The following is a 22,710-nucleotide window of genomic DNA, read 5'->3' as shown; positions in this document are numbered from 1 at the left end:
TGCCCGCCCGCGCGGGCTCGCCGGTGTCGCCGCCGCGGCCCGCGCGCCTACCGTTCTGCTCGTACCGGCCTGTGGCCCAAGCGTTTTCAGGAGGGGGAGTCACAGTCCGGTGCAACCAGCGAGAGAAGGAATCGCCCATGCCCAGCATCTACGACCGCCTCGGCGGCGCGCCCGCGCTCACCGCGGTGGTCGACGACTTCTACCGGCGCGTGTACGCCGACCCCGAGGTGGCCGGCTTCTTCGCCGGCGCCGACCCCGACCGTCTCGAACGCCGCCAGGTCGAATACTTCTCCACGGTGCTGGGCGGGCCCGCCGGCTACCGTGGCGCCTCGTTGCGGCGCGTGCACCAGGGCATGGGCATCACCCGCCGCCACTTCGACCGCGTGCTGCGGCATCTGACCGCCGCGCTCACCACCGTCGGGGTGCCGCAGGAGCTCGTGGACCACATCATCGAGGCGCTGGACCCGCTCGCCGACGACATCGTCGCACCCCGGCCCCCGCGCGCCCGGTCGCGCCGTGGCGGATCGCGAATCTGGGTGTGGTCGAGCGCATTGCGGGGTTAGCCCGGCAACCCCACCGGGTCGGCGCAGCTGTCGAGGGCGTCGACCAGCGAGCACGTCGTCGGCGGCCGGGTGGGACGGTAGCCGGCGGGCACACCGGAGTCGTGGGCGATGGCGCGGTAGGCGTCCACCGCGTCGGTGGGCCGGCGCGTCAGCGCCGGGTCGGCCTCGACATCGATGGTGTAGAGGCCGAAACGCGGTGTGTAGGAACCCCACTCGTAGTTGTCGGTCAGCGACCAGTAGTTGTAGCCGATGACGTTCATGCCGTCGGCCTTGGCGCGCTGCAACCAGTAGACGGTGTCGCGCAGATCGTCGGCGCGGGTGTAGCCGTCGGCGCGCGGCGCGCCGTTCTGGGTGGGCATGCCGTTCTCGACGATGTAGAGCGGCTTGCCGGGGAAGCGGTCGGCGAAATGGCGCAGGGTGTAGTAGATCCCGTCGGCCTGCAACGGCAACTGCCACATCCGGTTGTCGGCGAAGGCGCCGTACTGGGCGGCCACCTCCGGCGACAGCCCGTAGTAGTAGTCGATGCCGACGTAGTCGAGTTTGGCGGCGATGAGATCGAGCATGCCGCCGTTGACGATCGGATCGGCGGCGGGAATGTAGGCGACATTGCTGGTGACCATGGCGCCGGGCTGGCGGGTGTGGATGTAGTCGTAGATGCTGTTGTGCGCCTGCGCCAGTCGCGCCTGCATGGTCGTGACCTCGGCCGCGGGCAGCCCGCCGTTGCGGACCTCGTTGAGCAGGTAGGCGAACGGTTCGTTGATGGTCACCCACATCGGATCCGCGCCCGCGTAACGATCCACCACCGCGCGCATGTTGGCCAGCCAGTCCTCGACCATGCCCGGATTGGCCCAGCCGCCGCGATCGGCCTCCCAGCCCGGATACACCCAATGGTCGAGGGTGATCATCGGCCGCATGCCCGCCGCCCGGATCGCGGCGATCACCTTGTCGTAGAAGGCGAAACCCTCCGCGCTCCACTCGCCCGGCCGCGGCTGCACCCGCGCCCACTCGATGCCGATGCGGTAGGTGTTGACGCCCAGATCCCGGGCCAGCGCGATATCGGAGGCGTAGCGGTCGTAGAAGTCCACGCTGTCGCCGTAGCGGTCGTAGTCGGGGTGGGTGTCGACGTAGCGCCGCCAATTGCTGTCCGGCGCATGGCCTTCGCTCTGGAAGCCGGACGCGGCCACGCCCCAGTGGAAATCCGCGCCCAGCCCGGGCAGCGACTCCGGCGCGGGCCGGGCCTGCGCCGGCGCGGCGGCGGCGAGCACGACCGTCGCCGCGGCGGCGAGGGCGAGGGCATGGCGACGGGTGCACGCGCGCATGGGACTCCTAATCCTGCGAACGACGAATTGGTCAGGCGACCAGCATTATTGCCGACACTTGCCCGCGGCAACCCGGGTTCCCGGAAATCGATCCCACCGGCCGGCTCGCCGAGACGGTGGGAGGCTAACGCGCTCACCGCCTCCCGCTCCAGCACCGCCGCGCCCGTGTCGCCCACGGGCACTCACTCGCCGGACTCGTCCTCGCGCGGGTGGCCCAGCGGGCCGGAATGGCCGGGTGCGCCCGGCCCGTGCCCGGGGTGCCAGGAGCCGGGGTGCGGATGGCCGGGTCCAGGTGCCTGGTGGCCGCGGCCGGGTGGCGGATTGCCGGGATCGCCAGGGTTGTCGGGAGCGCCGAAGGGCTGGCCGGGGATCGATCCGAAGCCTGGGACCTGGCCCAGGTCGGGCATTTTCGGCCAGTCGGGCATCTCGGGCATCGGTGGAAGGTCGGGGACGGGTGGCATGGGCGGTGTGGGCGGCATCGGTGGCATCGGCGGCACCTGGAATCCGCCCGCCCCGCCGCCGAAGCGCTGGAACGCGGCCTGTCGCGAGGTGCCGAAGATATCGCCGATCTCGGCCCAGGTGCGGCCCTCGTCGCGGGCCTGGCGCACCAGCGAGCGCAGCACGTCGTCGACGACGCCGTCGAGACTGCGCGCCGCCCGCAGCGCCGCCATCACCGACGGTGCGGGCCTGCCCTGCGCGGGGGTCAGCACCTCGCTGACGAATTCGGCATTGGTGGACAACAGTTTTGCCAGGACCGCGCGCTCGTCGGCGGGATCTCTGTGCGGTGCATCACTCATATGTAAATGCTGCCTTTACGCGAAACCGGCTGTCAAGAAACGATTTACACGCTCGCGGATACTGGCCATTAGCTGAAAGGGAGGCACCATGTTTGCCACCGCTATAACGTGTTCGTCGGCGCAGAGGAGGTACCGGGGTGAGGATCCGCAGATGACCGAACCCGACAGACACGCGGTCGACCAGGAGCTCTTCGAGCTGGTCCGCAAGGCCGGATTCGAAGGCCCCGCCTGGAAACACCTGGCGGACAGACTCGTTCGCCACGGGTTGGCGGTGCTGGGGCCGTGGGTGCGCAGCGGCTGGATTTTCGGGGTCGCCGAACGCCGGCGCATGCCGCTACGCCCCTCCGCCCAGGAGCGGCTGCTGGTGGAGACCCGCTTCGCCGAGGACTTCGTGCACGAGAGCGTCACCCGGGCCCTCGAGCGCTTCCGCCGCGACAGCCTCGACGGCGACGGCGGGGATCCCGCGCTCGGCGGCGGTCTGGCCGGCTGGTTCGTCGCCGCCTGCGTGCTGGCGTTCGTGGAACAGTTCCGCCGCTGCCGCCGCACCGGCGACCTCTACCGGGCCGACACCACCATCACCCTCGTCACCGAGGACGGACCGGATTCGATGGACGTGCGCGCCTGCACCCAGGACGTCGCCGACACCGTGGTCGACCGCCTGGCCTTCCGCAGCCGGCTGGCCGGTCTCGGCGACCGCGACCGCGCCCTGGCCTGGGCCCGGGCCACCGGCTTGCACGACACCGAGATCGCGTACCTGTTCGACTTCCCGTCGGCGGCGGCGGTCCAACAGCGGTGGGCCGCACTGATCTCCGCGCACGGCCGGCTGGCCGGCCTCGACGGCAAGGACACCGACCGGTGAGCACCGAGCACGCCCCCGACCTGATCGCCCGCGTCGTCGAACTGCTGGACCGCTCGACCCTCGACGAGCCCGCCCTGCAACGCCTCTACGCCCGCATCCCGCGCCGCCCCACCCGCCCGCCGATCCCGCTGCGCCCGCCGAACCCGATCGTCCCGGATTTGGCGCGCCGCCTCAACGCGCTGTTCGAGGCCGTCCCCGCTCCCGGCGACCGCCCCTACACCAATGTCGAGGTCGCCGCCCAGCTCACCGCCTGGGGCCACCCCATCTCCAAGCCCTACCTGAGCCAACTGCGTTCGGGCGCACGCGCCGATCCCTCCCGCGACACCATCGCCGCGCTCTCGCGCTTCTTCGGCGTGCGCCCCGGCTACTTCGCCGACGGCGATCCCGCCCGCACCGCCGACTTCCTGCTGCTGTCGCGCCTGCAGTTCGACACACTGCGGGCCCTGTCGCTGCGGGCCTTCGATCTCAGCGAGGATTCGCAGAACATCCTCACCACCATGGCCGACCGCCTGCGCATCACCGAGGGCCTGCCGGAGCTGGGCGCCGGCCCGGAATGACACCCTGATCAGTGCGAACCCGGCGAATGTATATGAAATATCTTGTCGCGAGAGGCTTCTCGGGCGGCGGCGGTCTGGCACTGTGACTGCGTGCTGAACCAGGAACTGCCCGCGCTCGCGCCCACCGACACCGCGCCCGCCCCGGGCGCGGTGTCGCTGCGGCGGCGGCTGGTGGCGGAGTTCGTGGGCACGGCGATGCTGGCGGTGGTGGTGGTCGGCTCCGGGATCGCGGCCGAGCAGCTCTCGCCCGCCGATCCGGGGTTGCGGCTGCTGGAGAACTCGACCGCCAGCGCCTTCGGGCTGGGCGTGCTGATCCTGGCGTTCGCGCCGATCTCGGGCGCGCACTTCAACCCGGTGGTGTCGCTGGCGGATTGGCTGGCCGCCCGCCGCGGGCGCGCCGGCGCGCGCACGCGGCAGCTGATCGCCTACATCGGCGCGCAATGCGGTGGCGCGGTGTTCGGCGCGCTGCTGGCCAATGCCATGTTCGATCGCGCCGCACTGCAGATCGCCGGCCAGCACCGGGTGACCGGCGGCCATCTGCTCGGTGAGATCCTCGCCGCCGCCGGGCTGATCGCGGTCGGCCTCGCCGCGGCCCGCCACGGCCGCGGGGTGAGCGCGCTCGCGGTGTCCACTTACCTCGGCTCGGCCATCTGGTTCACCAGTTCCGGTTCGTTCGCCAATCCCGCGCTCACCCTGGGCCGGATGTTCTCGGATTCCTTCACCGGCATCGCCCCCGCCTCGGTGCCCGCCTTCGTCCTGGCCCAAATCCTGGGCGGCCTGGCCGGTTTGAGCCTGATGACGCTGCTGTACCGGCCGGGCGCCGACCGCTAGTCGATTCGGCCGTACCGCTGCCGGTTTCGGTCGGCAGCCAGGGGATTGCTCGCCGGTGGGGTGGTGGGCCGGGGCCGCGGCACGGGGGTGGCGGTGCGGCTCACCCGAAATTAGTCGACCGACCAGCCTGCGTCGCGCGGACCTCGGATTCGATCCGCCGCGGCGAGCGAGTTCCCTCGCAGCGAGGGTTCGCTCTGCGATGTCCGGCGAAACGCGATGAGCAGCACGGGCTCCGGGTTGCGGTTTGCTCGGAGGTGTCGAAAGGTGAGGGGAGACAGACGATTCTGCTATGGTGGCTCCGCCGATTTCAGGATCGGCCGGACGACAAGAGAATTGATGAATCAAGACAACGCCGTGCTGCTTTCCTGGGTTCTTGCCGCCGCGCTACTGCTCGCCGTGATCGGGCTGCTGTGGTTGGGGCGCACTGTTCGTGCCGACCGCGCGCGCATCGCCGCGCTGCGCGCCGAACAGGCCGACCGCGACGCCGCGGTCGAGGAGATGATCACCAATCTGACCGAGAACGTGGTGCCCGCCATCGGCGCGGCCGTGCGCCGCTCGGACCCCGACAATCCCACCGTCGATCTGCCGATCGTGCTCGAGCAGTCGCGCATCGCGGAACTGGTGTGGCAGTGGACCGCCCGCTGCGGCGAGGAACTGCAGAAGGTCGCCGCCGACATCCGCGACCGGGTCCGCCGCGAGGGCGAGACCGAGACCCAGCTGGCGCTCGCGCAGGTCGAATCCGAACGGCAGACCGCCGTGGCCCAGGCCGAGGAGATGGCGCAACTGGCCATCGCCCAGGCCGAGGAGGCCGCCCGCGTCGCCGTCGCCCAGGCCGGTGAGGCCTCGCGGGTCGCGGTCGCCGAGGCCGCCGAATCCGCTCGCGTCCAGGTCGAGAACTCCGCGCGCGAGGCGTCCTCGGCCGCGGTGCGCGCCTTCGGCGCGTCGGTGGTGAGCCTGGGCGCGGACGTCAGCCAGGTGCTCAGCGCCGCGCTGCGCAAGCACCGCAACGACGAGACCTTCGAAACCCTCACCCGCATCGACCATTCCGTGCAGCAGATGATCCGCCAGGCGCAGTCCTACGTGATCGTCTGTGGCGGCCTGCCCGGGCGGCGCTGGCCGCAGCAGACCCTCACCGACGTGGTCGGCGGCGCCACCGGCCGGGTGCGCGACTACACCCGCGTGCGCACCACCGAACTCGATCGCCCGGTCATCAGCCGCGTGGTGGAACCGCTGGTGCACACCATCGCGACCCTGCTCGACAACGCGCTGCGTTACTCTCCGCCGACTTCGTTCGTGGACATCGGCTTCCAGGAAGGCCACCACGGCGTCACGGTGATCATCGACGACGCCGGGGTGCGAATGAACCCCGAGCAGCTCGAGGAGACCCGCCGGGTGCTGGCGGGCGAGCAGATCGTCGACATCCACGCGCTCGGCCCCACCCCGCGCGTCGGCTTTCCGGGTGTGGCCGCGCTGGCGCGACGCTATGGCTTCTCCGTCTACATCGACGGTCCCAACATGTACGGCGGCATGCGCGCCATGGTCTTCATCCCGGAGGCCCTGCTGGCCGCGCCGGCGCCCGCGTCCATCGCGGTCGCCGCGCCGATCCCCGCACCCGCACCCGCACCCGCTCCGGCGCCCGCGCCGGACCCGGAACCCACACTGGTGGCCATGGATTCGGTATCCCAGGACCTCACGCCCGGCGGCCTGCCCAAGCGGCGCCGCCGCTCCGCGACGGTGTCCGTGGCGGCCACCGTCCGCGCGGTCGAAGCGGACTCCGGTTCCGCGCGACCCGAAATCGCCGCTGCCTGGCACAGCGGCTCCCAGCGCGGTCGAGCGGCCGCGTTCGAGCACTCCGAAGGGATGACATCGTGACCGGCACGCCCGCGACGGCAGTGAGTGAAACCAACCGGCTCGCCTGGTTGCTAGAGGATCTCGAAGCGCCCGGGGTCCGATTCGCGGTCCTGCTGTCCGAGGACGGCCTACGCATCGCGCACACCGGCGGCGTCAGCATCGACGATGCCGAGCGCTTCGCGGCCGCGGCCTCGGGACTGCGCGCGCTCGGCAAGGCGCTGGCCGAATTCTGCGGCGGCACCACCGATAACGCGGTGCGCCAGAACATGACCGAGTACAACGATGGCATGATCTTCATCACCGCCGCCGGAGCCGGTGCGCTGCTGGGGGTTTCGACCACCCAGGACGTGGACGTCAGCCTCGTCGCGCACCGCATGAACGAACTGGCCGGCCGCGTCGGCCGCGAACTCGGCAGTATGTCGCGGACGAGAGCGGACCTGCCGCGCGCATGAGCCGGCCGCGGCGCGACCCCGATCTGGTCCGGGCGTATGTGCGTACCGGCGGCCGATCGCGTCCCACCCGGACGCTGGATCTGGTCAGTCTGGTTGTCGCGGTGGCCGATCCGGCCCCCGGCGCGTCCCCCGACGCCCGCCGCATCCTGGCGCTCGCCAAGCGCGGCGTACTGACCCTGGCCGAGCTGGCGGCCCACCTGGACCTGCCGCCCTCGGTCGTCAAGATCGTGGTGGCGGATCTGCTCGACAGCGGCCATCTGGCCGTCCCGACCCCGGTGGCGGCGCTACCGGGCAAAGCCCTCTTGGAGGAGGTACTCGATGGACTCCGCGCTCTCTCCGCATGAGCGCGTCGTCGACTTTGTGCCGCAGACCGTGACCCGCACCGTGAAGTTGCTGGTGGCGGGGAATTTCGGTGTCGGGAAGACCACGTTCGTGGGCAGCGTCTCGGAGATCCGGCCGCTGCGCACCGAGGAAACGATCACCGAGGCCAGCGTCGGCGTCGACGATATGGCCGGATTGCCGGGCAAGACGACCACGACCGTGGCCATGGATTTCGGTCGCATCACCGTGAATCCGAGCCTGGCGCTGTACCTGTTCGGCACCCCGGGCCAACGGCGCTTCGTCCCCATCTGGGAAGACCTGGCCGTGGGCGCCCTGGGCGCGCTGGTCCTGGTCGACACCCGCCGGCTCGAAAAGGCCGACGAATCCCTGTCGATCCTCGAGGAGCGCGGCGTGCCGTACGCGGTGGCGGTCAACGACTTCGAGGGCGCACCCCGCTACGGCCTCGACGAGGTCCGCGACGCCCTGGACCTCGATGCGAGCACACCCCTCATGCGCCTGGACGCCCGCGACCGCAACCCCTGCCTGCAATCACTGATCACCCTGGTGGAACACCTGCTGGAAACCCAGGTGCCCACCACCGCCCAGGCCGGCTAGCCGCCGGGCCGCCAGCCCGGCGGCGGATCCTCCCCGACCCGGCCGTCGACGTGTTCGCGCAGCAGATCCGCGTGGCCGGTGTGGCGGCCGTACTCCTCGATCAAGTCGCACACCAGCCGCCGCAAGCTGAGGTGGCGGCCGTCGGGCCAGGCCAGATGCACCGGTTGCCCGAGTCCGCCGTCCGCCAGCGCCGCACTCAGTCTCGCTCGCGAACGCGCGATCGTGGTGTCCCACAAGGCATACAGTTGCGCGGGCGAATCCGCTGCCGCCGAGGTGAAGTCCCAGTCGGGATCGGCGCGCCAATCGACTCGGTCCCACGGCGGACTCACCGCCGCCCCCGACAGCTTGCGGGTGAACATCTCGTCCTCGGCGCGCGCGAGATGCTTGAGCAACCCGCCGAGCGTCAAGGCCGACACCCCGATCCGGGTGTTCAACCCCGCCGAGTCGAGCCCGTCGGCCTTCCAGCGGAAGGTCGCACGCAAACGCTCCAGCGCCCCGACCAGATGCTCGGCCTCGGTCCCGGCGAGCGGCGGTTCCCACGGAGTGGCCATCACCTCACCCTGTCACAGTCCACCGCCACAGGGGACCGGGGGCACGGCCCGTGTCTCACCCCGACAATGATCATCTCCTGGATTACTCTGGGCCCGTGGGCATTACAGAATTCGGTGCGGGAGATGTCGTCTACTTTCCCGAAGGCCCGTTCAGCGGCGTATGCGCCGTCGTCCGGTCGGTGGACGCGCCCCGCGAGCGACTGCGGATCGAATTCGGTGAGGGCCTGGTCCATCGCGAAGGCAATGTCCTGCGCGAACGCCGCCACACGTTCACCGTCGCCTTCCACGAAGTCGAGCTGATCTGAATGGCCGCCATCGCCACACTCGGTGCGATTTCCCTCGACAGCGCCGACCCGCGCCGACTGGGATCGTTCTACCGAGACCTGCTGGAGTTCAGAATTCGCCACGAATCCGACGAATTGGTGGTCCTGCGCGGCGGCGGAATCACGATCACCATCGAACACGTCGAGGACCATCGACCGCCCGACTGGCCCGGCAACGACATCCCCAAGCAAATGCATCTCGACCTGTTCGTCACCGACCTCGACACCGCCGAGCAGGCCGCGATCGAGTGCGGGGCCGTGAAACCCGAATATCAGCCCGCGCCCGACCGCTGGCGGGTGCTGCTCGACCCGTCGGGCCATCCCTTCTGCCTCACCGTCTCACCCACGGTCGCACCGAGTCGGGCGCGCGGGGAATCGAGCTAGGGCGCGGCCAGGAAATCGAGGATGGCGGCGGTGAATTCGGGTGCGGCGAAAGCGGTTCCGTGATCACCGGGTACGCGGGTGAAGCGGCTGTTGGGCAGCAGTGTGGCCAGTTGGTCGGCGTCGGCGCGTTCGTCCTGGTCACCGATCGCGATCAGGGTCGGGACGGTGATGGCGCGTAGCGCCGATTCGGGGGTGGGCAGCAGGGAGTCCAGGACGCCCAACATGACTTCCGGTGCGGTGCCGATTCGCGCGATCATCTCGGCGTTGCGCGCCTCCGGCGAATCCGGTGCCAGCGCGGTGCCGTTGACGAGCGCGGTGAGCACGTGATGATTCAACCCGCCTGTTGCGGGCCGGTGACTTTCGCCAGGCCCTGCCCGGCGGCGATCGCGCGGCGCGGTGTCGCGCCTCGAGCGAGCATCCGCAGCACGACCCGGGCGCCGAGGGAATATCCGGCGAGATCGTAGTCGCCGTCACCGAATCCGAGGAACGCCACCAGCGCCAACGCGTCCTCGGTGAGGACATCGGGCGGGTAGGCGGTGGCGGCGCCCGGTGTCGTGCTGTCGCCGTATCCGCGAAAGTCCGGTAGCAGCAGGCGGTATCCCTTGGCTGCGATGTCGGTGGCGGGCCCCCAGCGCAGCAGTTGCGAGCCCTGCCCGCCGAAGCCCGGCAGGAAGAGCAGCGGCCGGCCCGAGCCGATCTCGTGCCAGGCCAGTTCGGTGCCGTCGAATCCGGTGTATCGCTGTGTCATGGGTGCCACTGGTGACGTAGCGGTATTGCCTCCGTGCAGTATTCGTCCGTCCAACGAGCATTAGTGTCTGCTTTGGGGCGTTTCCGGACGGTGGGTAACTACTCGTCAAACTTCATGGGTTCGTGTGGGGTGCGGTCGCGGCCGAAGTAGGTTTCGTATTCGTCATCGGTGAGCCTGTTCCTCACTGATGCCCGTGAACAGTAGGCTGCCGAGTTTGATGCCTCCGGCCGGTTGGACAGCTTCGGTGATGATGGCTGCGGCCTCGGCCTCGATGCTGTTGCCGTGCTGGACCGCGCGGGCGTGCAGAGCCCGGTGGATCTCGTCGGGGAGGTCGGGAATCGTCAATTCGGCCATGTGGTCACCTGCCTGGGCTGATGTGGTGTGACCTCACTGTATGGCGCGTGTTTGATCGGCGGCTCGGGTGGCGAGGTAATCGGTCCAGTCTCGTCGGGTTCGTTGCGCCCATCGTGTGGCGGTATTGATGTCGATGCCCAGCAGATCGGCGGCGATCGGCCCGGGGATCTCGCGTGCCCAGGCGGCGCGGGCGGAGTTGCGCGAACTCAACGTGCTGATGCCGTGGGCTCGGAGTTTGCGGGCGAGGATGTGGGAGGCGGCTGGCCTGCCAGGGGAGCGTCCAGGAAACAGGTAGCGAGCGTGGGGTTCGGCGCGGTGGAAGGTTTCCCGGCCGGTGGTCGCGTCGGCGAGTGCGTGGAAGATCGCGGCGGCGGCCGGGGGCAGTAGCGCGGTGAAGTCTCCGAGTCGCAGGTAGGTTTCTGCGTCGATCCGTTCGAGGTCGGTGACGGTCAGGTGTGCGAAACTTGTTGTGGTGCGGCCGAATAGTAGGACGAGGATGCCAGCGGCGCGGATATCGAGGGGCAGGCTCGCATTGTGCAGGCATCGCCGCAGGGTGCTCCAGCGGTCGTCTTCGCCGAGGAAAGTGTCCGGCTCGGTGCCTGGCCGGCTCGGGACGGTGAGGTCGCAGAGGCCGCGTTTCTTCGCCCAGTCGATGAAGGTGGACAGGAAATAGTTGGTCTGGGTTCCCGTGTCGAGCCAGCGATCGAGGTCGGCCTGTGTGGCGGTGTCCAGGGTCTTGCCGTGGGCGTCGAGCCAGGTCAGGAAGTCCAGGGCGATGGTGACCTGGGAGCGGACGTAGGTGGCGGCGTTCCGGGTGATCGGCCGGTGACGCGCCCGATTCCGTGCCCGGCGCAGCGCTTGCCAGGATGTGAAGGGCCGCAACAGTTTCGCGTGATGTTCGGGCTGTTCGCGTAGCAGGTTGTCGAGCCAGACGTCGATGCGGTCGAGCAGTTCGGTGCGTTCGGGGAGGATTCCGGCGTGGACGAGCAGGTCTCGGGCTCGGTGCAGGGCATAGCCTTGCGGATATCCATCGAGGAGTTCGTGGGTGATGGGTTCTGTGTGGGCGCGGAGCGCGAGTTCGCGAAGCAGGCGCGGCCCGCTGCCGCGTTTCTGGAGCCAGTTCATGACGTTCGCGGGTCGAGGAACAGTGTCGAAGACCCCGATCAGTGGGGCGAGTTGGTCGGCGATTCCGTGGTCCGGGTGGGTGAGCAGGTCGCTGAGCTTGTGCCGCAAGGCATCATGTATCGTCTCGTGCGCTCGCCGCCGGGTTCGGTCCGCCGGTTCGGCCAGGTCCGGTTCCAGGATGTGCCCGGCATCCCGGCAGGGCAGGCAAACAGGTTGACGGGCAAGGGGATTGGCTGGATAGAGGGTGCCGCAGATCAGGCAGGCGCGTTTGCGGCGGGCGCGGCAGCGACCGCAGATATCCGGTTCGCCGGCGTCGGCGCGGCAGTCGATGCCCCGGACGTCGCCGCAGGCGCCGCAGCGCCGTTTGGGCCGCTGGTAGCAGCCCTTGCAGATCGGCCCCTCGTCGGTGTGTGCATAGGTCGGGGCGGTCCGTTCGCAGCTGTGACAGCGGCTTTCCGGTGCGTGGTAGCAGTTGGGGCAGAGCGCTGCCCCGTCGTCGCGGCGGGCCGCGACGCGCAGCAGTCGGCCGCAGGCTCCGCAGTTCTCGACCTTGCGGCCGCGGCAGCAGGTGGCGCAGAGGGGTCGCTGTTGCTCATCCTTTCCGCGGACGGGGCGATCGCGCCCGCAACGCGAACACTGCGCGCGGTGGCGGAAGTGGAGGTAGCACGATTCGCAGGCGCGGCCGCCGGGCACGATGTGGCGCAACTGTTTCGGCTTCCCGCAGCGCAAACAGCGTGGAACGACGACCGTGGAATGACTGGCCTCCGACAGTAGCTCCGCGAGCCGCTGGACCGGGATCGGCGCATCCGACGACCCCGAGACCAGGGAATCAGGATTGTCGGCCAGATGGGCTTCGAGCTGGCGAAACGCGCGCGTGCCCCCAGCACGGTCAACGAAGTCGAGGGCATCGGCGAGGTCGATGCCCTCGATCACGGCCGCGACGTGACGAGCGGCCAAGTCCAACACATCCTGCCGTGATTTGGCGGGTTTGCGTGGGCTGGTCATTCTGACCCTGGGCGGCGGATGGTCGTCCGGCGGGCCTGCGGCCGGGGCCCGGCGGAATCCCCGGCAGTCTTGGCGACCTGAACATTGACAACCTCGACCTCGATGAGATCGTTCGGCGTGCAGTCCAGGATGTCGCACAACGCTGCGAGAGCATCCATCGGCAGCCGCTTCGGCGGCTGGGTCACCAGCCGGAACACCTGTTCGCGAGACAGGTGGATTCCGCGTTCTGCCAGCAGCGGAACCAGGTCAGTGGTCTGGAAAATATCCTTGGCCGCCATGACTTTCCGCAGATTCCACTGGTAGCCCATCTTCTTGATCATCTGCTCTCCCAAAGCTCGGAGTGACCCTCCATCGACCGGCGGATCAGCCGTGTCCGATATTCGTCCGACACCCCGGTGTAGATCGCCGTCGTGGAGGCATAACGGTGGCCGACCTGCTCGGAGACGAACCGCTCGGGGTAGTCGAACTCGACCAGATGCGTGACGTAGGAATGCCGCAGTGAATGCAGATCGAGTTCTTCGGGCAACTCGGCCAGCCGCCGGGCCTGCTCGAACGCCTCGTTGATGCTGCGCAACGACATCCGTCCCGCTCGTTCGTGAACCCAAAGCGCTTGCAGCCGACCGGGATTGAACAACGGCCGGACCTCAGTCACCCAATGATCGAGCACTTCCACGATCCAATCCATCTCCGGGACAGTCAACACCGTCCGCCGCTTGGGCGGGCTGCCGTTGGAGGACTTGCCCCACCGCACGAACCACGCGCCATATTGGCCGTACTGCGGCATCTTCGGCGCGTGCCGACGGTCGGCCAGGTCCAGACGTTGAGCTTCGCGACGGCGAAAGCCGTAGGCGTAGACGGTCTTCAGCAACGCCGCATCACGCAGCGCGGGAAGTGCGCCCTTACGACCGTGGAGCCGGGCGTGCTCGACCCGCCCATCGGCGGCATCGAAGAGCGCCTGAACCTCGTCGTAGGTCAACGGCCGCCGTCCCGGTTGTCCCTCGAAGTCGGTGACATGGGCGACCGAGTTGCCCTCGTGGAACACCTGCTGCGGCACCGACCCGAACCGCTCCCGGCAGACCGCCGGCCACTGGTACCGGGGATCGGTCACGTACTGCATGAACAACGTGATCGACACCTCGTAGCCGCGCGCGGTCGAGACGGTGATCGGGCGCGCACCCTCCCGCTCGGCTCGAAGGTGAGTGATGAAATCCTCGCCGTCGGCCGGTTCCCATTGCCACGGATAGGAATTCGTGAACTCACCCAACCTGCGGATCAGCGCGATCCGTGGCCGGATCGTGGCGTCCTTCAGGAACCGTGTGCGCTGCTGACGCTCCCAACCAGCCAGCATCGCATCGAATACCGCCCGTTCGGGGTCCAGATGCACGACACCATCGGCGAGCACAAGGTGCGCCGCACCGGGCAGATCAGCCCTCTCCATGGTGTTGCATTAAACACAACATTGTTGCGTCTTGTTCACGGAACGCCGGAATCACCCAGGTAGAGGACAAATTTCGCGCCGACACGCTAAGGTGCCAATTGCTCTCAACCTGCGGCGCAGCCTTCGTCGCCGTGATGTGCAGTGTTGCATTAAATGCAATTCATCCTAATTTGATCCTCAGAGGCCGAGTTTGGTGACGGCGTTGTCTTCCAACGGGTTTGCGGTGCGAATGTAGCCGTGCACGGTGCGCGGGTTGGACCAGCGGCCCTGGCGCATGATCTCGCGATCGCTCGCGCCCCCGAGGGCGGCCTGGGTGGCGAAACCGGCGCGCAGGGAGTGTCCGGAGAACAGGGCGGGGTCCAGACCGGCGCGCGCGGCATAGCGTTTCACCAGTTCGGCGACGGCGCGACCGGACATTGCGGTGTCGGACACGCCGCCGTGGCGCGAGATCGACGGAAACAGTGGCAGATTCGCCTCGGTGAGGGTGGTGCCGGTGAAACCGTGGCAGCGGTGAATACGAGGGTCGGCGGCCGGTGCGGCGGCGAGCCAGGCCCGCAGCTCGCCCCCCGCGTGGGCCTCGCGCAGACGCGTCCAGTCGGCGAAGGCGCAGACCGGGCAGGTGTGCGGGCGTTGCCCGCGCGGCAGGGCCACCCGCTGTTCGGTCACGCCGGTGGGATCGGTTTTGGTGGTGGGCAACTGGATCAGCAGCAGCGGCTCGCCGGTGCTGTGGTCGGTGGCGACGGTGACATCGGTGACCCGCAGGGCCGCGATCTCGCTGCGCCGCAACGCCCCCGCGAAACCGACCAGCAGCAGCAGCGCGTCGCGGCGGCGGGCCGGTTCGGTCGGCCAGCCCGACGCGGGCAGTTCGGCCAGCAACTGGTCGAGGGTGTGCAGCAGCACCGGGCGTTTGCGGGTGGGCTGGGTGCGGCGGGTGCGGCGAATACCGCGCAGCGTCAACCGCACCACGTCCGCGCGGGTCGGCGACGGCAGGCCGTTGGCGGCGTGCACCGCCGCCAACGCGGCGGCCTTGCGCTCCAACGTGGCGGCGCTGAAAGCGAATTCGCCGTTCTCGCGCCGCGCGTCGGCCGCCGCCGCCAGATACACCGCCACATCCAGCGCGTCGGCGGGCAGCGCCTGGCGTGACTCCGCCGCACACCACGCCGCCCACGCGATCCAGTCGGTTCGATAGGCGCGCAAGGTGTTCGCCGACTGCGACGCCTCCAGATACCGCCGCAGCGACCCGGCCTGGGTTTCGTCGAAACGGTCGCGCACCAGCCGCAACGCCGCCGCGTCCACCAGCACACTGCGCACCCCGCGCCGCAGTTCCCCGCGCACCTGCTCGGGTACCGCGATCACCGCCCCCGCATCCGCGGACGGTGCGATGCTGCCCTGCGTCGGCTCTGCCATACCCCAGACCCTAGCTTGACTCTGTCGGTGATCTTGGAATTCGGCATGTCGTGATTGGCGCCTGCCACACTGCGAGGCGCGAAAAGCACTGCGTCCTCGAAGGAACTGGTGAATGTCACTCGGACCCGGACCGGTCAAGACGGTCCCGCCGCTGACGGCGCGGGTGGCCCGCGCCAGCAATCCACACGGCACCACGGCGATGTGGATACGCGACCGACTCGAAACCCTCTGGAGCAACGAGGATTTCGCTGACTGGTATCCGCGTGATGGGCGACCCGGCCTGTCCCCGGCTCAGCTGGCCACCGTGTGCGTGCTGCAGTACGTGCTGGACCTGTCCGACCGGCAGGCGGCCGAGGCCGTGCGCTGTCGCATCGATTTCAAGTACGCGCTCGGCCTGGAGTTGGACGACCCAAGTTTCCATCACAGTGTGCTGAGCGATTTCCGCGACCGGCTCGCCGAAGCCGACCGTGCCGACCGGCTGCTCGATCTCGCTCTGGCCCGGCTCACCGAGGCCGGACTGGTGCGCGAACGCACCACCGCGCGCACCGACTCCACCCACGTCCTGGCTGCGGTGCGCGACCTGACCCGCCTCGAGCTGGTCACCGAGGCCGTCCGCGCCGCGCTCGAAGAACTCGCCCGCATCGCTGCGCACCTGCTGATCGGCCTGGTCGATGAGCACTGAGAAAGGTCGCCTGCGCCGGCGCACCGACGAGGACGGCGGTCTGCCGCCTTCGTCCCCGGCGATCGTTTCCCCCTACGACACCCAGGCCCGCTACGCGCGTCGAGGGCAGGTCACCCGGTGGAAGGGATTCTTGGTCCACCTGACCGAAACCTGCGCGATCGCAGGCACCAACGTGATCACCGACGTGGCCACCACACCGGCCACCACCAACGACGCCCAGGCCCTTCCCGGAATCCACACCCGCCTGCACCGGCGCGGGCTGCTTCCGGCCGAGCACCTGGTCGACGGCGGCTACACCTCCTTGGTCCACGTCGCGCAGGCCGCCCGCGAACACCAGGTCGCCGTCACCGGGCCGCTGCCGGGCAACCCCACCCGCCAGCACCGCGACAACGAGGGTTTCGGCCGCGACGACTTCCACATCGACTTCGACCGGCACCAGGTCACCTGTCCCCGAGGCCAAGTCAGCAAGGGCTGGCACGGCCCCTACCCGACATCATCGCCGACCGCCGCGCCGCTGATCGTGGCTCGGTTCACCAAAGGTCAGTGCCAGCCGTGTCCGGTCCGCAGCCAGTGCACCACCTCCCGCGGCAGCGCACGCAACGTGGGCTTTCCCCCACGAGAGCTCCTCGAACTGCAACTCCGAGCCCGCGACGAGCAGCAGAGCCCCGCCTGGCGGCAGCGGTATGCCGTGCGTTCCGGAATCGAGGGCACCGTCTGCGAATTCGTGAACGGGCACGGCATGCGGCATTGCCGCTACCGCGGCCAGACCAAGGCCCACGTCCAGCACGTCCTCACCGCCATCGCCGTGAACATCGAACGCCTCAGCACAGGACCGCTACCGGACGAGCCGTTGCCGCCCCGACCATCAACGGCCTTTCAAAACTATTTGGACCGCACGCGAATTCCCCGATCACGGTCCTGGCGGGCTGTTGGCAGCTGAACTCGCAGCTTCCAAGATCAAGCTAGGCCGTGTTTCATAAGTCGGTGTGGGCGGGCGGGAGCCCGCCCACACCGGTCACAGCCAGTAGTCGATGGCCGCGATGCGCACGACAGCAAGGTAGCGGACGGCGAGTCGTATCTGGTTGCGACAGCGCGTTTTTGCTTGAGAAGGTTGATTCCGCACTCCACCGCATGAACAAGGGCTCGGCCGGGGGCCGTCCGCCCGCATTCGATGCCGAGGTCCTCACCCTCGCCCGCGCCGGGGACACCATCGTCATCACCCGCCTGGACCGCCTCGGCCGCTCGGTGCTGCACCTGATCACCCTCGGCTCGGCACTGCGCGAACGCAACATCGGATTGAAGGTGATCGAGCAGGGCATCGACACCGACACCGCCGAAGGCCGCGCCATGTTCGGCATGCTGAGCGTGCTGGCGGAATTGCAGCGCGAGCTGATCATCGCCAACACCCGTGACGGCCTCGAAGCCGCCCGCGCCCGCGGCCGCAAGGGCGGACGCCGCCCGAAACTGTCCGTCGACCAGGTCGAGCAGGCCCAGCGGCTCTACGACGAGGGCCGCCACACCGTCGCCCAGATCGCGAACATCCTCGGCGTCGAACGCGGCACCCTCTATGGGCACCTCGACCCGGCCAGCGTCGGCGGCCGCCCCCGCTCCGGGCTCGCCGATCCCGCACCGGCCCTGTCCGACTCCCCGGTGACCGTGGAAGCGGAAATCGTTGCAGTGCAACCCGATCCGGAACCGGTGACCGTGACCGCCATCGAGGCGCCCCCGTCGGCGGTGCCGGTGACCGACGGCCTGTCGATACGCGAACTCGCGCGAGAGAAGATACGCCTGCGCCGCGAACAGCTGTGTGTCCCGTGCCCGACCTGCGGCAACCGCCCGACCGAGGCATACGCGCAGCAGCAGCAAACCCACGATTGACCATCAGCTGGCTCGAACCCGACCCTGACCGGGTCGGCGCGGTGATCGAGCGGCGGCACTGCGCGGCGGGTCAGCCCGACGGGCAGATCGCCGCCGCGGACTGCGCCCTGTGCGATGCCGGCCCGATCCTCGTCGGCGACCTCGCCGCGGAACTCATCGAATGGCACACCGTGGCCGAATCCGTGCGCGCCTGGCTGCTCGAGAGCGGATGGCGTCAGCATCCTCGGCGCGGACTCATCTGCGGTGACCACCCTGGAATCGCGTAATCGGCTGCCGCGCTGCGGATATCGGGTTTAGCTCGGTCAGCACTGATGAGCAGCCGGGCGGAGGACCGGCTAGCACATCCTGGCCGGTAGTCGGCTGTCAGCGATACTGCGGTGGGGTGTCGATCCGGGCCCACCCCTGCCCCGGGCCGCCGTTGCTGGCCGAGTCCGTGTTCTTGGGGAAGGCGGGAAGATCGAATCGCACTTCGATTTCTTGGCCCGCGGTCAGGACATGGGTACGGTGGCGGCGGGCAAGGCAACCACCTCGGCGGCGGTTACGGCCGCGCATTGTTTCATGCGGTGGGCGCGCGATTGATGTCCAACGCCCTGGCGCAGGAGAAGACTGGCGAGTCCTGGGTCGATCTGCAGCTGTACGGCAACCACACCACCGGTGATTTCGACCACACCGAGGTCGCGATCTTCATCGGGAAGAATCCGTGGCAATCTCACGGGGTTGCCCGGGCACGCCAGGTACTGCGCGAGATCGCCCGCGACCCGCAGCGGGCCATGGTCGTCATCGATCCGCGGCTGAGCGAGACCGCGAAAATGGCCGACTACCATCTTCAGCTCGCGCCCGGCACCGACGCGTGGTGTGTCTCGGCGATCGTAGCGACCCTGGTCCAGGAGGAGCTGTACGACAAGGCATGGCTACATCGGCACGCGACAGGCGTCGAACCGGTGTTGCGGGCGCTGCGCGCGGTGAACATCAAAGCCAATGCCCGCCGCTGCGCAGTCGACGAGCATTTGATTCGCACGGTAGCCCGCCGCATTGCGGCAGCCGAAAGCGTGGCGACCTACGAGGACCTGGGGGTCCAGCAGTCCCCGAACAGCACCCTGGTCGCCTACTTGAACAAGATGATGTGGATACTGACCGGGAACTTCGCCAAACCCGGTGGCATGCACATTCATTCGTGGATGTTTCCGCTCGCGGGACGCTGGCACGCGATCCCACCTGCGCAAGGCGCCGGCTATGGCTTCCCGCTGCGCCGCCGTCTAGGCACCGCCGCATTGAAAACCGCCTCGACACCGCTGCGGGCGGTGATGGCGACAGCCGGACGGCGCGGGAATCGCACACGGCGTGCGGCCACTCGGGCCGCGGCACTCGTGCTGGACGGCTTCTTCGACGCGGTCGCGGTGCCAGTGGCGGGCCGCATCGCCGAAGTGCTGTCGATGTCGGACCGCACCGGCGTCACCCCGGTGTCGGGTGCGCGGATTCTGGGCGGGCTCGTTCCATGCAACGCGATCGCCGACGAAATCCTCACCGACCATCCCGACCGGCTGCGCGCGATGTGGATCGATTCGTCGAATCCCGCTCATTCCCTGGCTGATTCGGCACGATTCAGACGAGCCATGCGTGCGCTGGAGCTGACCGTCGTTGTCGATGTCGCGTTCACCGAGACCGCCCGCCACGCTGACTATGTGCTGCCAGCGGCCAGCCAATTCGAGAAACACGAATCCTCGTTGTTCACCCTGCACTTCCCGCGCAACACCTTTCAGGTGCGGCATCCGCTGATGGATCCGCTGCCGGGCACTTTGACCGAACCGGCGATCTACGCGGCGCTCATCGACCGTCTCGCAGTGGTCGATGAGCAGCTGATCGCCGATCTGAGCGCGGCCGCATGCGCGGGCCGGGAAGCGTTCGCGGTCGCGTTCTTCGCCACCCTCGAAGCCCAGCCCGACCTGGTCGGGCTCACACCGTATCTGCTATACCGCACCCTCGGCTCCACTCTCCCGGCCGGACAACGCTCGCTGGCCTTGATCTGGGGTTTCGCCCACCTGTGTGCGATCTCCCAACCGGATGCGGTGGTCCGAGCCGGTTTCACCGCGCGCGGATTCGCCCGCGGTGAGCAACTGTTCGACGCACTGTGCACCCGCAGGCAAGGAGTCGTCTTCGCTGAAGACGACTACGACGATGCCTGGCGCTACATCCAGCACGATGATGGCCGGATCCACGCGGAAATCCCCGAGCTGCTCGACGAACTTGCCGCTGTGTGCGCGACCGAACCCTGTTATACGAGTGCGGAATTCCCATTCGTGCTCTCGGCCGGCGAGCGGCGTTCGTTCACCGCGAACGTCATCATCCGCAACCCCGACTGGCGTCGCCGCGACCGCGACGGCGCGTTACGGATCAGCCCACCGGACGCGCAACGACTGGGAATAGGCACCGGGGCGAAGGTGCGGGTGGTCACCGAAACCGGTGCGGCGACGACCGTGGTCGAGGTCAGCGACATGATGCGGCCCGGCCACATCTCGCTGCCCAACGGGATTGGCGTTAGCTACCCCGGCCCCGACGGCGACCACACGGTGGGTGTCCCCCTCAACACCCTGACCGCCGCCGCACGCCGCGACAAGTTCTTCGGCAGCCCCTGGCACAAGAATGTCCCCGCCCGCATCGAAGTACTCGACGAGCAGCCGATCGGCGGCGAAACGACAACGGGAAGGACCCTTCCATGACTATCCGCCCGCTACGCATTGCGATCGTGGGCGCAGGACCGGCCGGTATTTACGCCGCCGACGCCTTGATGAAGTCCGATGCCCCCACCGGTTTCGACGGGGTGAGCATCGACCTCTACGAGCGTATGCCTGCGCCGTTCGGCCTGATCCGCTACGGCGTCGCCCCGGATCACCCGCGCATCAAGGGCATCATCACCGCCCTGCACAAGGTCCTGGACAAGGATCAGGTGCGGCTGCTGGGCAATATCGACTACGGCGCTCAAGAGCTGGAAAGTACTGCGGAAGCTACGCTGCTGCCCGCACAAGGCCGGACAGCTCGCCAAAGCCGTTCACGCACTCCAGGACCGCGAAATCCAAGCCGCCCAAGGATGAAAAAGCCTCAGTGCCCCCGATCCGTTGCTCGCGGAAGCAGTTCAACCGAGCACACACCGGACCGGACAACTCGTCAAAGCCATCCATGTCCTGCGAGGGCCCGCGAGCTCCGCGCCATCCAGCAAGGATAAGAGAGGCTCACTGTCGGACCGCTCGCGCCTGACGCTCGAGGACATCATCGCCGAACGCGCCTGATCACCTGGGTGGGCAGCGTCCCCCGATGGTTCTGGTCGTTCGCACATCAGGTGCCGGCGGATAATCTGTCGGCCGCGTCGCGCAGGTCATTCAGAAGCAGCGGCAACACAGCTTCTTCGTGTAGGTCCTTACCGAAAGCTGCCCTGGCCTCCACCAAATTTACGCCCGATTCCACACGAATCCCGAAATATTCTGCATAGGTGGCAGTGTCGAATCGCCATAGACTTGCGCGGCGTGCGGCCGACTGGACCGCGGACACGATCATGAACCCGGTCGGATCGATATCAGCGCGGACTCGAACCTCGGTGCGCGACTCGTCGATTCCGGCTATCAGGTCGAGTGCCGCGAGAGCCGGGACACCATCGGTGCAGACCAAGGGCGGACACCGCGGGCCGAGTTCGTCTGCCGCCGCCTCCACGATCGTCGGGTTTTCGCAGACGAAGAGACGGGCCGGGACCGGGTCGAACCGCCACGATCCGAGGAGGTCTCGCAACGTCAGCCAGGTCGGCGCCCCACGTCGGCGGTCCGCAGTGAAATCGAGTGGCACGTTGAGTGTGAGCACGCGGGAGGAGACGGTATCGCACCGTACACCCGCCGATGCCCAGGCCGCCCGCCACTCCCGGCCTGGTCTGCTCGGGCGCGGCAGACCGGTGCTGGCCGCGATCAGTCGGGCAACTGTTCGTCCGAGATCGGTGGAGTAGTCCAATCCGTGCGCGTCCCCGGTTGCCTCGGCCGCGAGTTGGGCGAGCCGCAATCCTGGTCCATCCCACGGCAGCCGCGGCCACACAAGAGCTATCTGCTGGGCTATTTCCGACGCCGCGCCAGACCCTAGGCGGGGCGCCCTGGGGCCGGCCAACCACCCGTCCGCAACGTGCGCGGCAATCCCCGCCGCGCACAGGATTCGCAGGGAACTCCGCCGCTCCTCTTCTGCTGCGAGATGTTCGATCGCCCGCGCTTCCCGGCGAACTGTCAGCTTCCGTCCGTCGAAGAGCTCGACGAATTGCCGCACGGTCAAACCGTGCTCGGCGAGGGCACAGCTGAGCGCACGTAAAGTCACCGCCTTGTTGCTGACTTCCCAACCGGTGCCGAGCAATCGGGCTACCTGGGTGCGCTGTTCGGGCGTCAAATTCACGCTCAGAGAACCGCTTTCCAGTCCCCCGCCACGCGACACACGTCGACGAATGGCCTCGAGAACCGCGGCGGGCCCCGAGGTTCCCGCCCACGCGCGCAGCCCATCCGGCAGGGTCGGTTCATCCATCGGAGAACCCGAACAACCCCTCGCTCAGGTCGGCCCGCGACTCGACAACCCCGAGCCTATCGACATCGATGCTGGTCAGCGTGCCGCCGCACCACAGGTAGGGCAACA

The 22,710-nt window shown here is 68.5% G+C and carries 25 protein-coding genes and 3 pseudogenes; 17 read left to right on the top strand and 11 right to left on the bottom strand.

All coding sequences use genetic code 11. The features are described from left to right. Window positions 1-137: 137 nt before the first annotated feature. On the top strand, window positions 138-563 hold the full coding sequence (locus D7D52_RS17375; RefSeq protein ID WP_120737759.1) for a group I truncated hemoglobin: 426 nt from the start codon (window positions 138-140) through the stop codon (window positions 561-563). Here D7D52_RS17375 and D7D52_RS17370 read toward each other — a convergent pair. Both D7D52_RS17370 and D7D52_RS38530 read right to left on the bottom strand, forming a co-directional pair. Further along, complete coding sequence (locus D7D52_RS17370; RefSeq protein ID WP_120737757.1) at window positions 560-1,882, bottom strand: family 1 glycosylhydrolase; 1,323 nt, start codon at window positions 1,880-1,882, stop codon at window positions 560-562. The genes D7D52_RS17375 and D7D52_RS17370 overlap by 4 nt on opposite strands. A gap of 182 nt (window positions 1,883-2,064) precedes the next feature. Further along, window positions 2,065-2,679: a hypothetical protein gene (locus D7D52_RS38530; RefSeq protein WP_187703166.1), complete on the bottom strand. Its 615-nt coding sequence runs from the start codon at window positions 2,677-2,679 to the stop codon at window positions 2,065-2,067. 151 nt (window positions 2,680-2,830) lie between these two features. Between D7D52_RS38530 and D7D52_RS17360 the strand changes: the two genes are divergently transcribed. The 7 genes from D7D52_RS17360 (at window position 2,831) to D7D52_RS17330 (ending at window position 8,165) form a co-directional block, all read left to right on the top strand. Continuing rightward, on the top strand, window positions 2,831-3,538 hold the full coding sequence (locus D7D52_RS17360; protein ID WP_120737755.1) for a hypothetical protein: 708 nt from the start codon (window positions 2,831-2,833) through the stop codon (window positions 3,536-3,538). 146 nt (window positions 3,539-3,684) lie between these two features. After that, a complete protein-coding gene (locus D7D52_RS17355; RefSeq protein WP_120744188.1) occupies window positions 3,685-4,095 on the top strand; it encodes a helix-turn-helix domain-containing protein in 411 nt (136 codons plus the stop codon). A 90-nt stretch (window positions 4,096-4,185) separates the two neighbouring features. Continuing rightward, on the top strand, window positions 4,186-4,926 hold the full coding sequence (locus D7D52_RS17350; protein ID WP_246023912.1) for an aquaporin: 741 nt from the start codon (window positions 4,186-4,188) through the stop codon (window positions 4,924-4,926). 336 nt (window positions 4,927-5,262) lie between these two features. Continuing rightward, window positions 5,263-6,798: an ATP-binding protein gene (locus tag D7D52_RS17345; RefSeq protein ID WP_120737753.1), complete on the top strand. Its 1,536-nt coding sequence runs from the start codon at window positions 5,263-5,265 to the stop codon at window positions 6,796-6,798. Then, entirely contained in the window at window positions 6,795-7,229 is a 435-nt protein-coding gene (locus D7D52_RS17340) for a roadblock/LC7 domain-containing protein (protein WP_120737750.1), read from the top strand. Before D7D52_RS17345 ends, D7D52_RS17340 begins: the two co-directional genes overlap by 4 nt. After that, the gene (locus D7D52_RS17335) at window positions 7,226-7,573 is read left to right on the top strand and encodes a DUF742 domain-containing protein (protein ID WP_120737747.1); all 348 of its coding nucleotides are present in this window, start codon (window positions 7,226-7,228) and stop codon (window positions 7,571-7,573) included. Before D7D52_RS17340 ends, D7D52_RS17335 begins: the two co-directional genes overlap by 4 nt. Further along, window positions 7,548-8,165: a GTP-binding protein gene (locus D7D52_RS17330; RefSeq protein ID WP_120737744.1), complete on the top strand. Its 618-nt coding sequence runs from the start codon at window positions 7,548-7,550 to the stop codon at window positions 8,163-8,165. The genes D7D52_RS17335 and D7D52_RS17330 overlap by 26 nt, the downstream gene beginning before the upstream one ends. Here D7D52_RS17330 and D7D52_RS17325 read toward each other — a convergent pair. Then, entirely contained in the window at window positions 8,162-8,716 is a 555-nt protein-coding gene (locus D7D52_RS17325; RefSeq protein WP_120737742.1) for a mycothiol transferase, read from the bottom strand. The two genes, D7D52_RS17330 and D7D52_RS17325, sit on opposite strands and share 4 nt — an antisense overlap. A gap of 95 nt (window positions 8,717-8,811) precedes the next feature. Between D7D52_RS17325 and D7D52_RS17320 the strand changes: the two genes are divergently transcribed. After that, entirely contained in the window at window positions 8,812-9,021 is a 210-nt protein-coding gene (locus D7D52_RS17320; RefSeq protein WP_120737741.1) for a hypothetical protein, read from the top strand. Beyond that, on the top strand, window positions 9,022-9,423 hold the full coding sequence (locus D7D52_RS17315; protein WP_120737739.1) for a VOC family protein: 402 nt from the start codon (window positions 9,022-9,024) through the stop codon (window positions 9,421-9,423). Here the strand turns inward: D7D52_RS17315 and D7D52_RS38715 are convergent. The 7 genes from D7D52_RS38715 to D7D52_RS17280 form a co-directional block, all read right to left on the bottom strand. Continuing rightward, window positions 9,420-9,746, bottom strand: a complete 327-nt coding sequence (locus D7D52_RS38715) for an alpha/beta fold hydrolase (RefSeq protein ID WP_222932842.1) — start codon at window positions 9,744-9,746, stop codon at window positions 9,420-9,422. The genes D7D52_RS17315 and D7D52_RS38715 overlap by 4 nt on opposite strands. 8 nt (window positions 9,747-9,754) lie before the next feature. Further along, window positions 9,755-10,171 (bottom strand): alpha/beta fold hydrolase, encoded by a 417-nt coding sequence (locus D7D52_RS38710; protein ID WP_222932841.1) that lies wholly within the window; start codon window positions 10,169-10,171, stop codon window positions 9,755-9,757. A 162-nt stretch (window positions 10,172-10,333) separates the two neighbouring features. After that, on the bottom strand, window positions 10,334-10,525 hold the full coding sequence (locus D7D52_RS17305; protein ID WP_222932840.1) for a FitA-like ribbon-helix-helix domain-containing protein: 192 nt from the start codon (window positions 10,523-10,525) through the stop codon (window positions 10,334-10,336). 33 nt (window positions 10,526-10,558) lie between these two features. Then, window positions 10,559-12,607, bottom strand: coding sequence for a hypothetical protein (locus D7D52_RS37830; protein WP_162958377.1), 2,049 nt, complete (start codon window positions 12,605-12,607; stop codon window positions 10,559-10,561). A 44-nt stretch (window positions 12,608-12,651) separates the two neighbouring features. Further along, window positions 12,652-12,975 (bottom strand): helix-turn-helix domain-containing protein, encoded by a 324-nt coding sequence (locus D7D52_RS17290; protein WP_120737733.1) that lies wholly within the window; start codon window positions 12,973-12,975, stop codon window positions 12,652-12,654. After that, a complete protein-coding gene (locus D7D52_RS17285; RefSeq protein WP_120737731.1) occupies window positions 12,972-14,093 on the bottom strand; it encodes a tyrosine-type recombinase/integrase in 1,122 nt (373 codons plus the stop codon). The genes D7D52_RS17290 and D7D52_RS17285 overlap by 4 nt, the downstream gene beginning before the upstream one ends. A gap of 177 nt (window positions 14,094-14,270) precedes the next feature. Beyond that, window positions 14,271-15,500, bottom strand: coding sequence for a site-specific integrase (locus D7D52_RS17280; protein ID WP_120737729.1), 1,230 nt, complete (start codon window positions 15,498-15,500; stop codon window positions 14,271-14,273). Between the two features lie 112 nt (window positions 15,501-15,612). On the opposite strand from D7D52_RS17280, the gene D7D52_RS38705 reads away from it, so the two are divergent. From D7D52_RS38705 to D7D52_RS39205, 7 genes and pseudogenes are all read left to right on the top strand, one after another. Then, complete coding sequence (locus tag D7D52_RS38705) at window positions 15,613-16,182, top strand: transposase (RefSeq protein ID WP_222932839.1); 570 nt, start codon at window positions 15,613-15,615, stop codon at window positions 16,180-16,182. Beyond that, window positions 16,172-17,122 carry a transposase gene (locus D7D52_RS38700; RefSeq protein WP_222932838.1) on the top strand — a complete coding sequence of 317 codons (951 nt, stop codon included), beginning with the start codon at window positions 16,172-16,174 and terminating at the stop codon, window positions 17,120-17,122. Before D7D52_RS38705 ends, D7D52_RS38700 begins: the two co-directional genes overlap by 11 nt. Before the next feature lie 191 nt (window positions 17,123-17,313). After that, window positions 17,314-18,060: a recombinase family protein gene (locus D7D52_RS17270; RefSeq protein WP_120737727.1), complete on the top strand. Its 747-nt coding sequence runs from the start codon at window positions 17,314-17,316 to the stop codon at window positions 18,058-18,060. After that, window positions 18,057-18,326: a hypothetical protein gene (locus tag D7D52_RS17265; protein WP_120737725.1), complete on the top strand. Its 270-nt coding sequence runs from the start codon at window positions 18,057-18,059 to the stop codon at window positions 18,324-18,326. Before D7D52_RS17270 ends, D7D52_RS17265 begins: the two co-directional genes overlap by 4 nt. A gap of 234 nt (window positions 18,327-18,560) precedes the next feature. After that, window positions 18,561-20,777: pseudogene (locus D7D52_RS17260) on the top strand (molybdopterin-dependent oxidoreductase); the annotation flags it as partial. Continuing rightward, a pseudogene (locus tag D7D52_RS17255) lies at window positions 20,774-21,070 on the top strand (NAD(P)-binding protein); the annotation flags it as partial. The pseudogenes D7D52_RS17260 and D7D52_RS17255, both read left to right, overlap by 4 nt. Further along, a pseudogene (locus D7D52_RS39205) lies at window positions 21,036-21,149 on the top strand (IS5/IS1182 family transposase); the annotation flags it as partial. The pseudogenes D7D52_RS17255 and D7D52_RS39205, both read left to right, overlap by 35 nt. Window positions 21,150-21,390: 241 nt before the next feature. On the opposite strand, the gene D7D52_RS17250 reads toward D7D52_RS39205, so the two are convergent. Continuing rightward, complete coding sequence (locus D7D52_RS17250; RefSeq protein WP_120737723.1) at window positions 21,391-22,602, bottom strand: TIGR02679 domain-containing protein; 1,212 nt, start codon at window positions 22,600-22,602, stop codon at window positions 21,391-21,393. Window positions 22,603-22,710: the final 108 nt, after the last annotated feature.

Source organism: Nocardia yunnanensis (genome assembly GCF_003626895.1).
Classification (GTDB): domain Bacteria; phylum Actinomycetota; class Actinomycetes; order Mycobacteriales; family Mycobacteriaceae; genus Nocardia; species Nocardia yunnanensis.
The sequence above is the reverse complement of the archived record's forward strand: the minus strand, read 5'-3'. Positions and strand labels throughout refer to the sequence as shown.

What these genes read in the sequence shown, in the direction of transcription:
- D7D52_RS17270 (WP_120737727.1), top strand. Translation starts at nt 17,314, where the DNA reads ATGAACAAGGGCTCGGCCGGGGGCCGTCCGCCCGCATTCGATGCCGAG.
- D7D52_RS17305 (WP_222932840.1), bottom strand. Translation starts at nt 10,525, where the DNA reads ATGGCCGAATTGACGATTCCCGACCTCCCCGACGAGATCCACCGGGCT.
- D7D52_RS17280 (WP_120737729.1), bottom strand. Translation starts at nt 15,500, where the DNA reads ATGGCAGAGCCGACGCAGGGCAGCATCGCACCGTCCGCGGATGCGGGG.
- D7D52_RS17335 (WP_120737747.1), top strand. Translation starts at nt 7,226, where the DNA reads ATGAGCCGGCCGCGGCGCGACCCCGATCTGGTCCGGGCGTATGTGCGT.
- D7D52_RS38705 (WP_222932839.1), top strand. Translation starts at nt 15,613, where the DNA reads ATGTCACTCGGACCCGGACCGGTCAAGACGGTCCCGCCGCTGACGGCG.
- D7D52_RS17375 (WP_120737759.1), top strand. Translation starts at nt 138, where the DNA reads ATGCCCAGCATCTACGACCGCCTCGGCGGCGCGCCCGCGCTCACCGCG.
- D7D52_RS17290 (WP_120737733.1), bottom strand. Translation starts at nt 12,975, where the DNA reads ATGATCAAGAAGATGGGCTACCAGTGGAATCTGCGGAAAGTCATGGCG.
- D7D52_RS17285 (WP_120737731.1), bottom strand. Translation starts at nt 14,093, where the DNA reads ATGGAGAGGGCTGATCTGCCCGGTGCGGCGCACCTTGTGCTCGCCGAT.
- D7D52_RS17325 (WP_120737742.1), bottom strand. Translation starts at nt 8,716, where the DNA reads ATGGCCACTCCGTGGGAACCGCCGCTCGCCGGGACCGAGGCCGAGCAT.
- D7D52_RS38530 (WP_187703166.1), bottom strand. Translation starts at nt 2,679, where the DNA reads ATGAGTGATGCACCGCACAGAGATCCCGCCGACGAGCGCGCGGTCCTG.
- D7D52_RS17315 (WP_120737739.1), top strand. Translation starts at nt 9,022, where the DNA reads ATGGCCGCCATCGCCACACTCGGTGCGATTTCCCTCGACAGCGCCGAC.
- D7D52_RS17360 (WP_120737755.1), top strand. Translation starts at nt 2,831, where the DNA reads ATGACCGAACCCGACAGACACGCGGTCGACCAGGAGCTCTTCGAGCTG.
- D7D52_RS17345 (WP_120737753.1), top strand. Translation starts at nt 5,263, where the DNA reads ATGAATCAAGACAACGCCGTGCTGCTTTCCTGGGTTCTTGCCGCCGCG.
- D7D52_RS38710 (WP_222932841.1), bottom strand. Translation starts at nt 10,171, where the DNA reads ATGACACAGCGATACACCGGATTCGACGGCACCGAACTGGCCTGGCAC.
- D7D52_RS38700 (WP_222932838.1), top strand. Translation starts at nt 16,172, where the DNA reads ATGAGCACTGAGAAAGGTCGCCTGCGCCGGCGCACCGACGAGGACGGC.
- D7D52_RS17250 (WP_120737723.1), bottom strand. Translation starts at nt 22,602, where the DNA reads ATGGATGAACCGACCCTGCCGGATGGGCTGCGCGCGTGGGCGGGAACC.
- D7D52_RS17370 (WP_120737757.1), bottom strand. Translation starts at nt 1,882, where the DNA reads ATGCGCGCGTGCACCCGTCGCCATGCCCTCGCCCTCGCCGCCGCGGCG.
- D7D52_RS17330 (WP_120737744.1), top strand. Translation starts at nt 7,548, where the DNA reads ATGGACTCCGCGCTCTCTCCGCATGAGCGCGTCGTCGACTTTGTGCCG.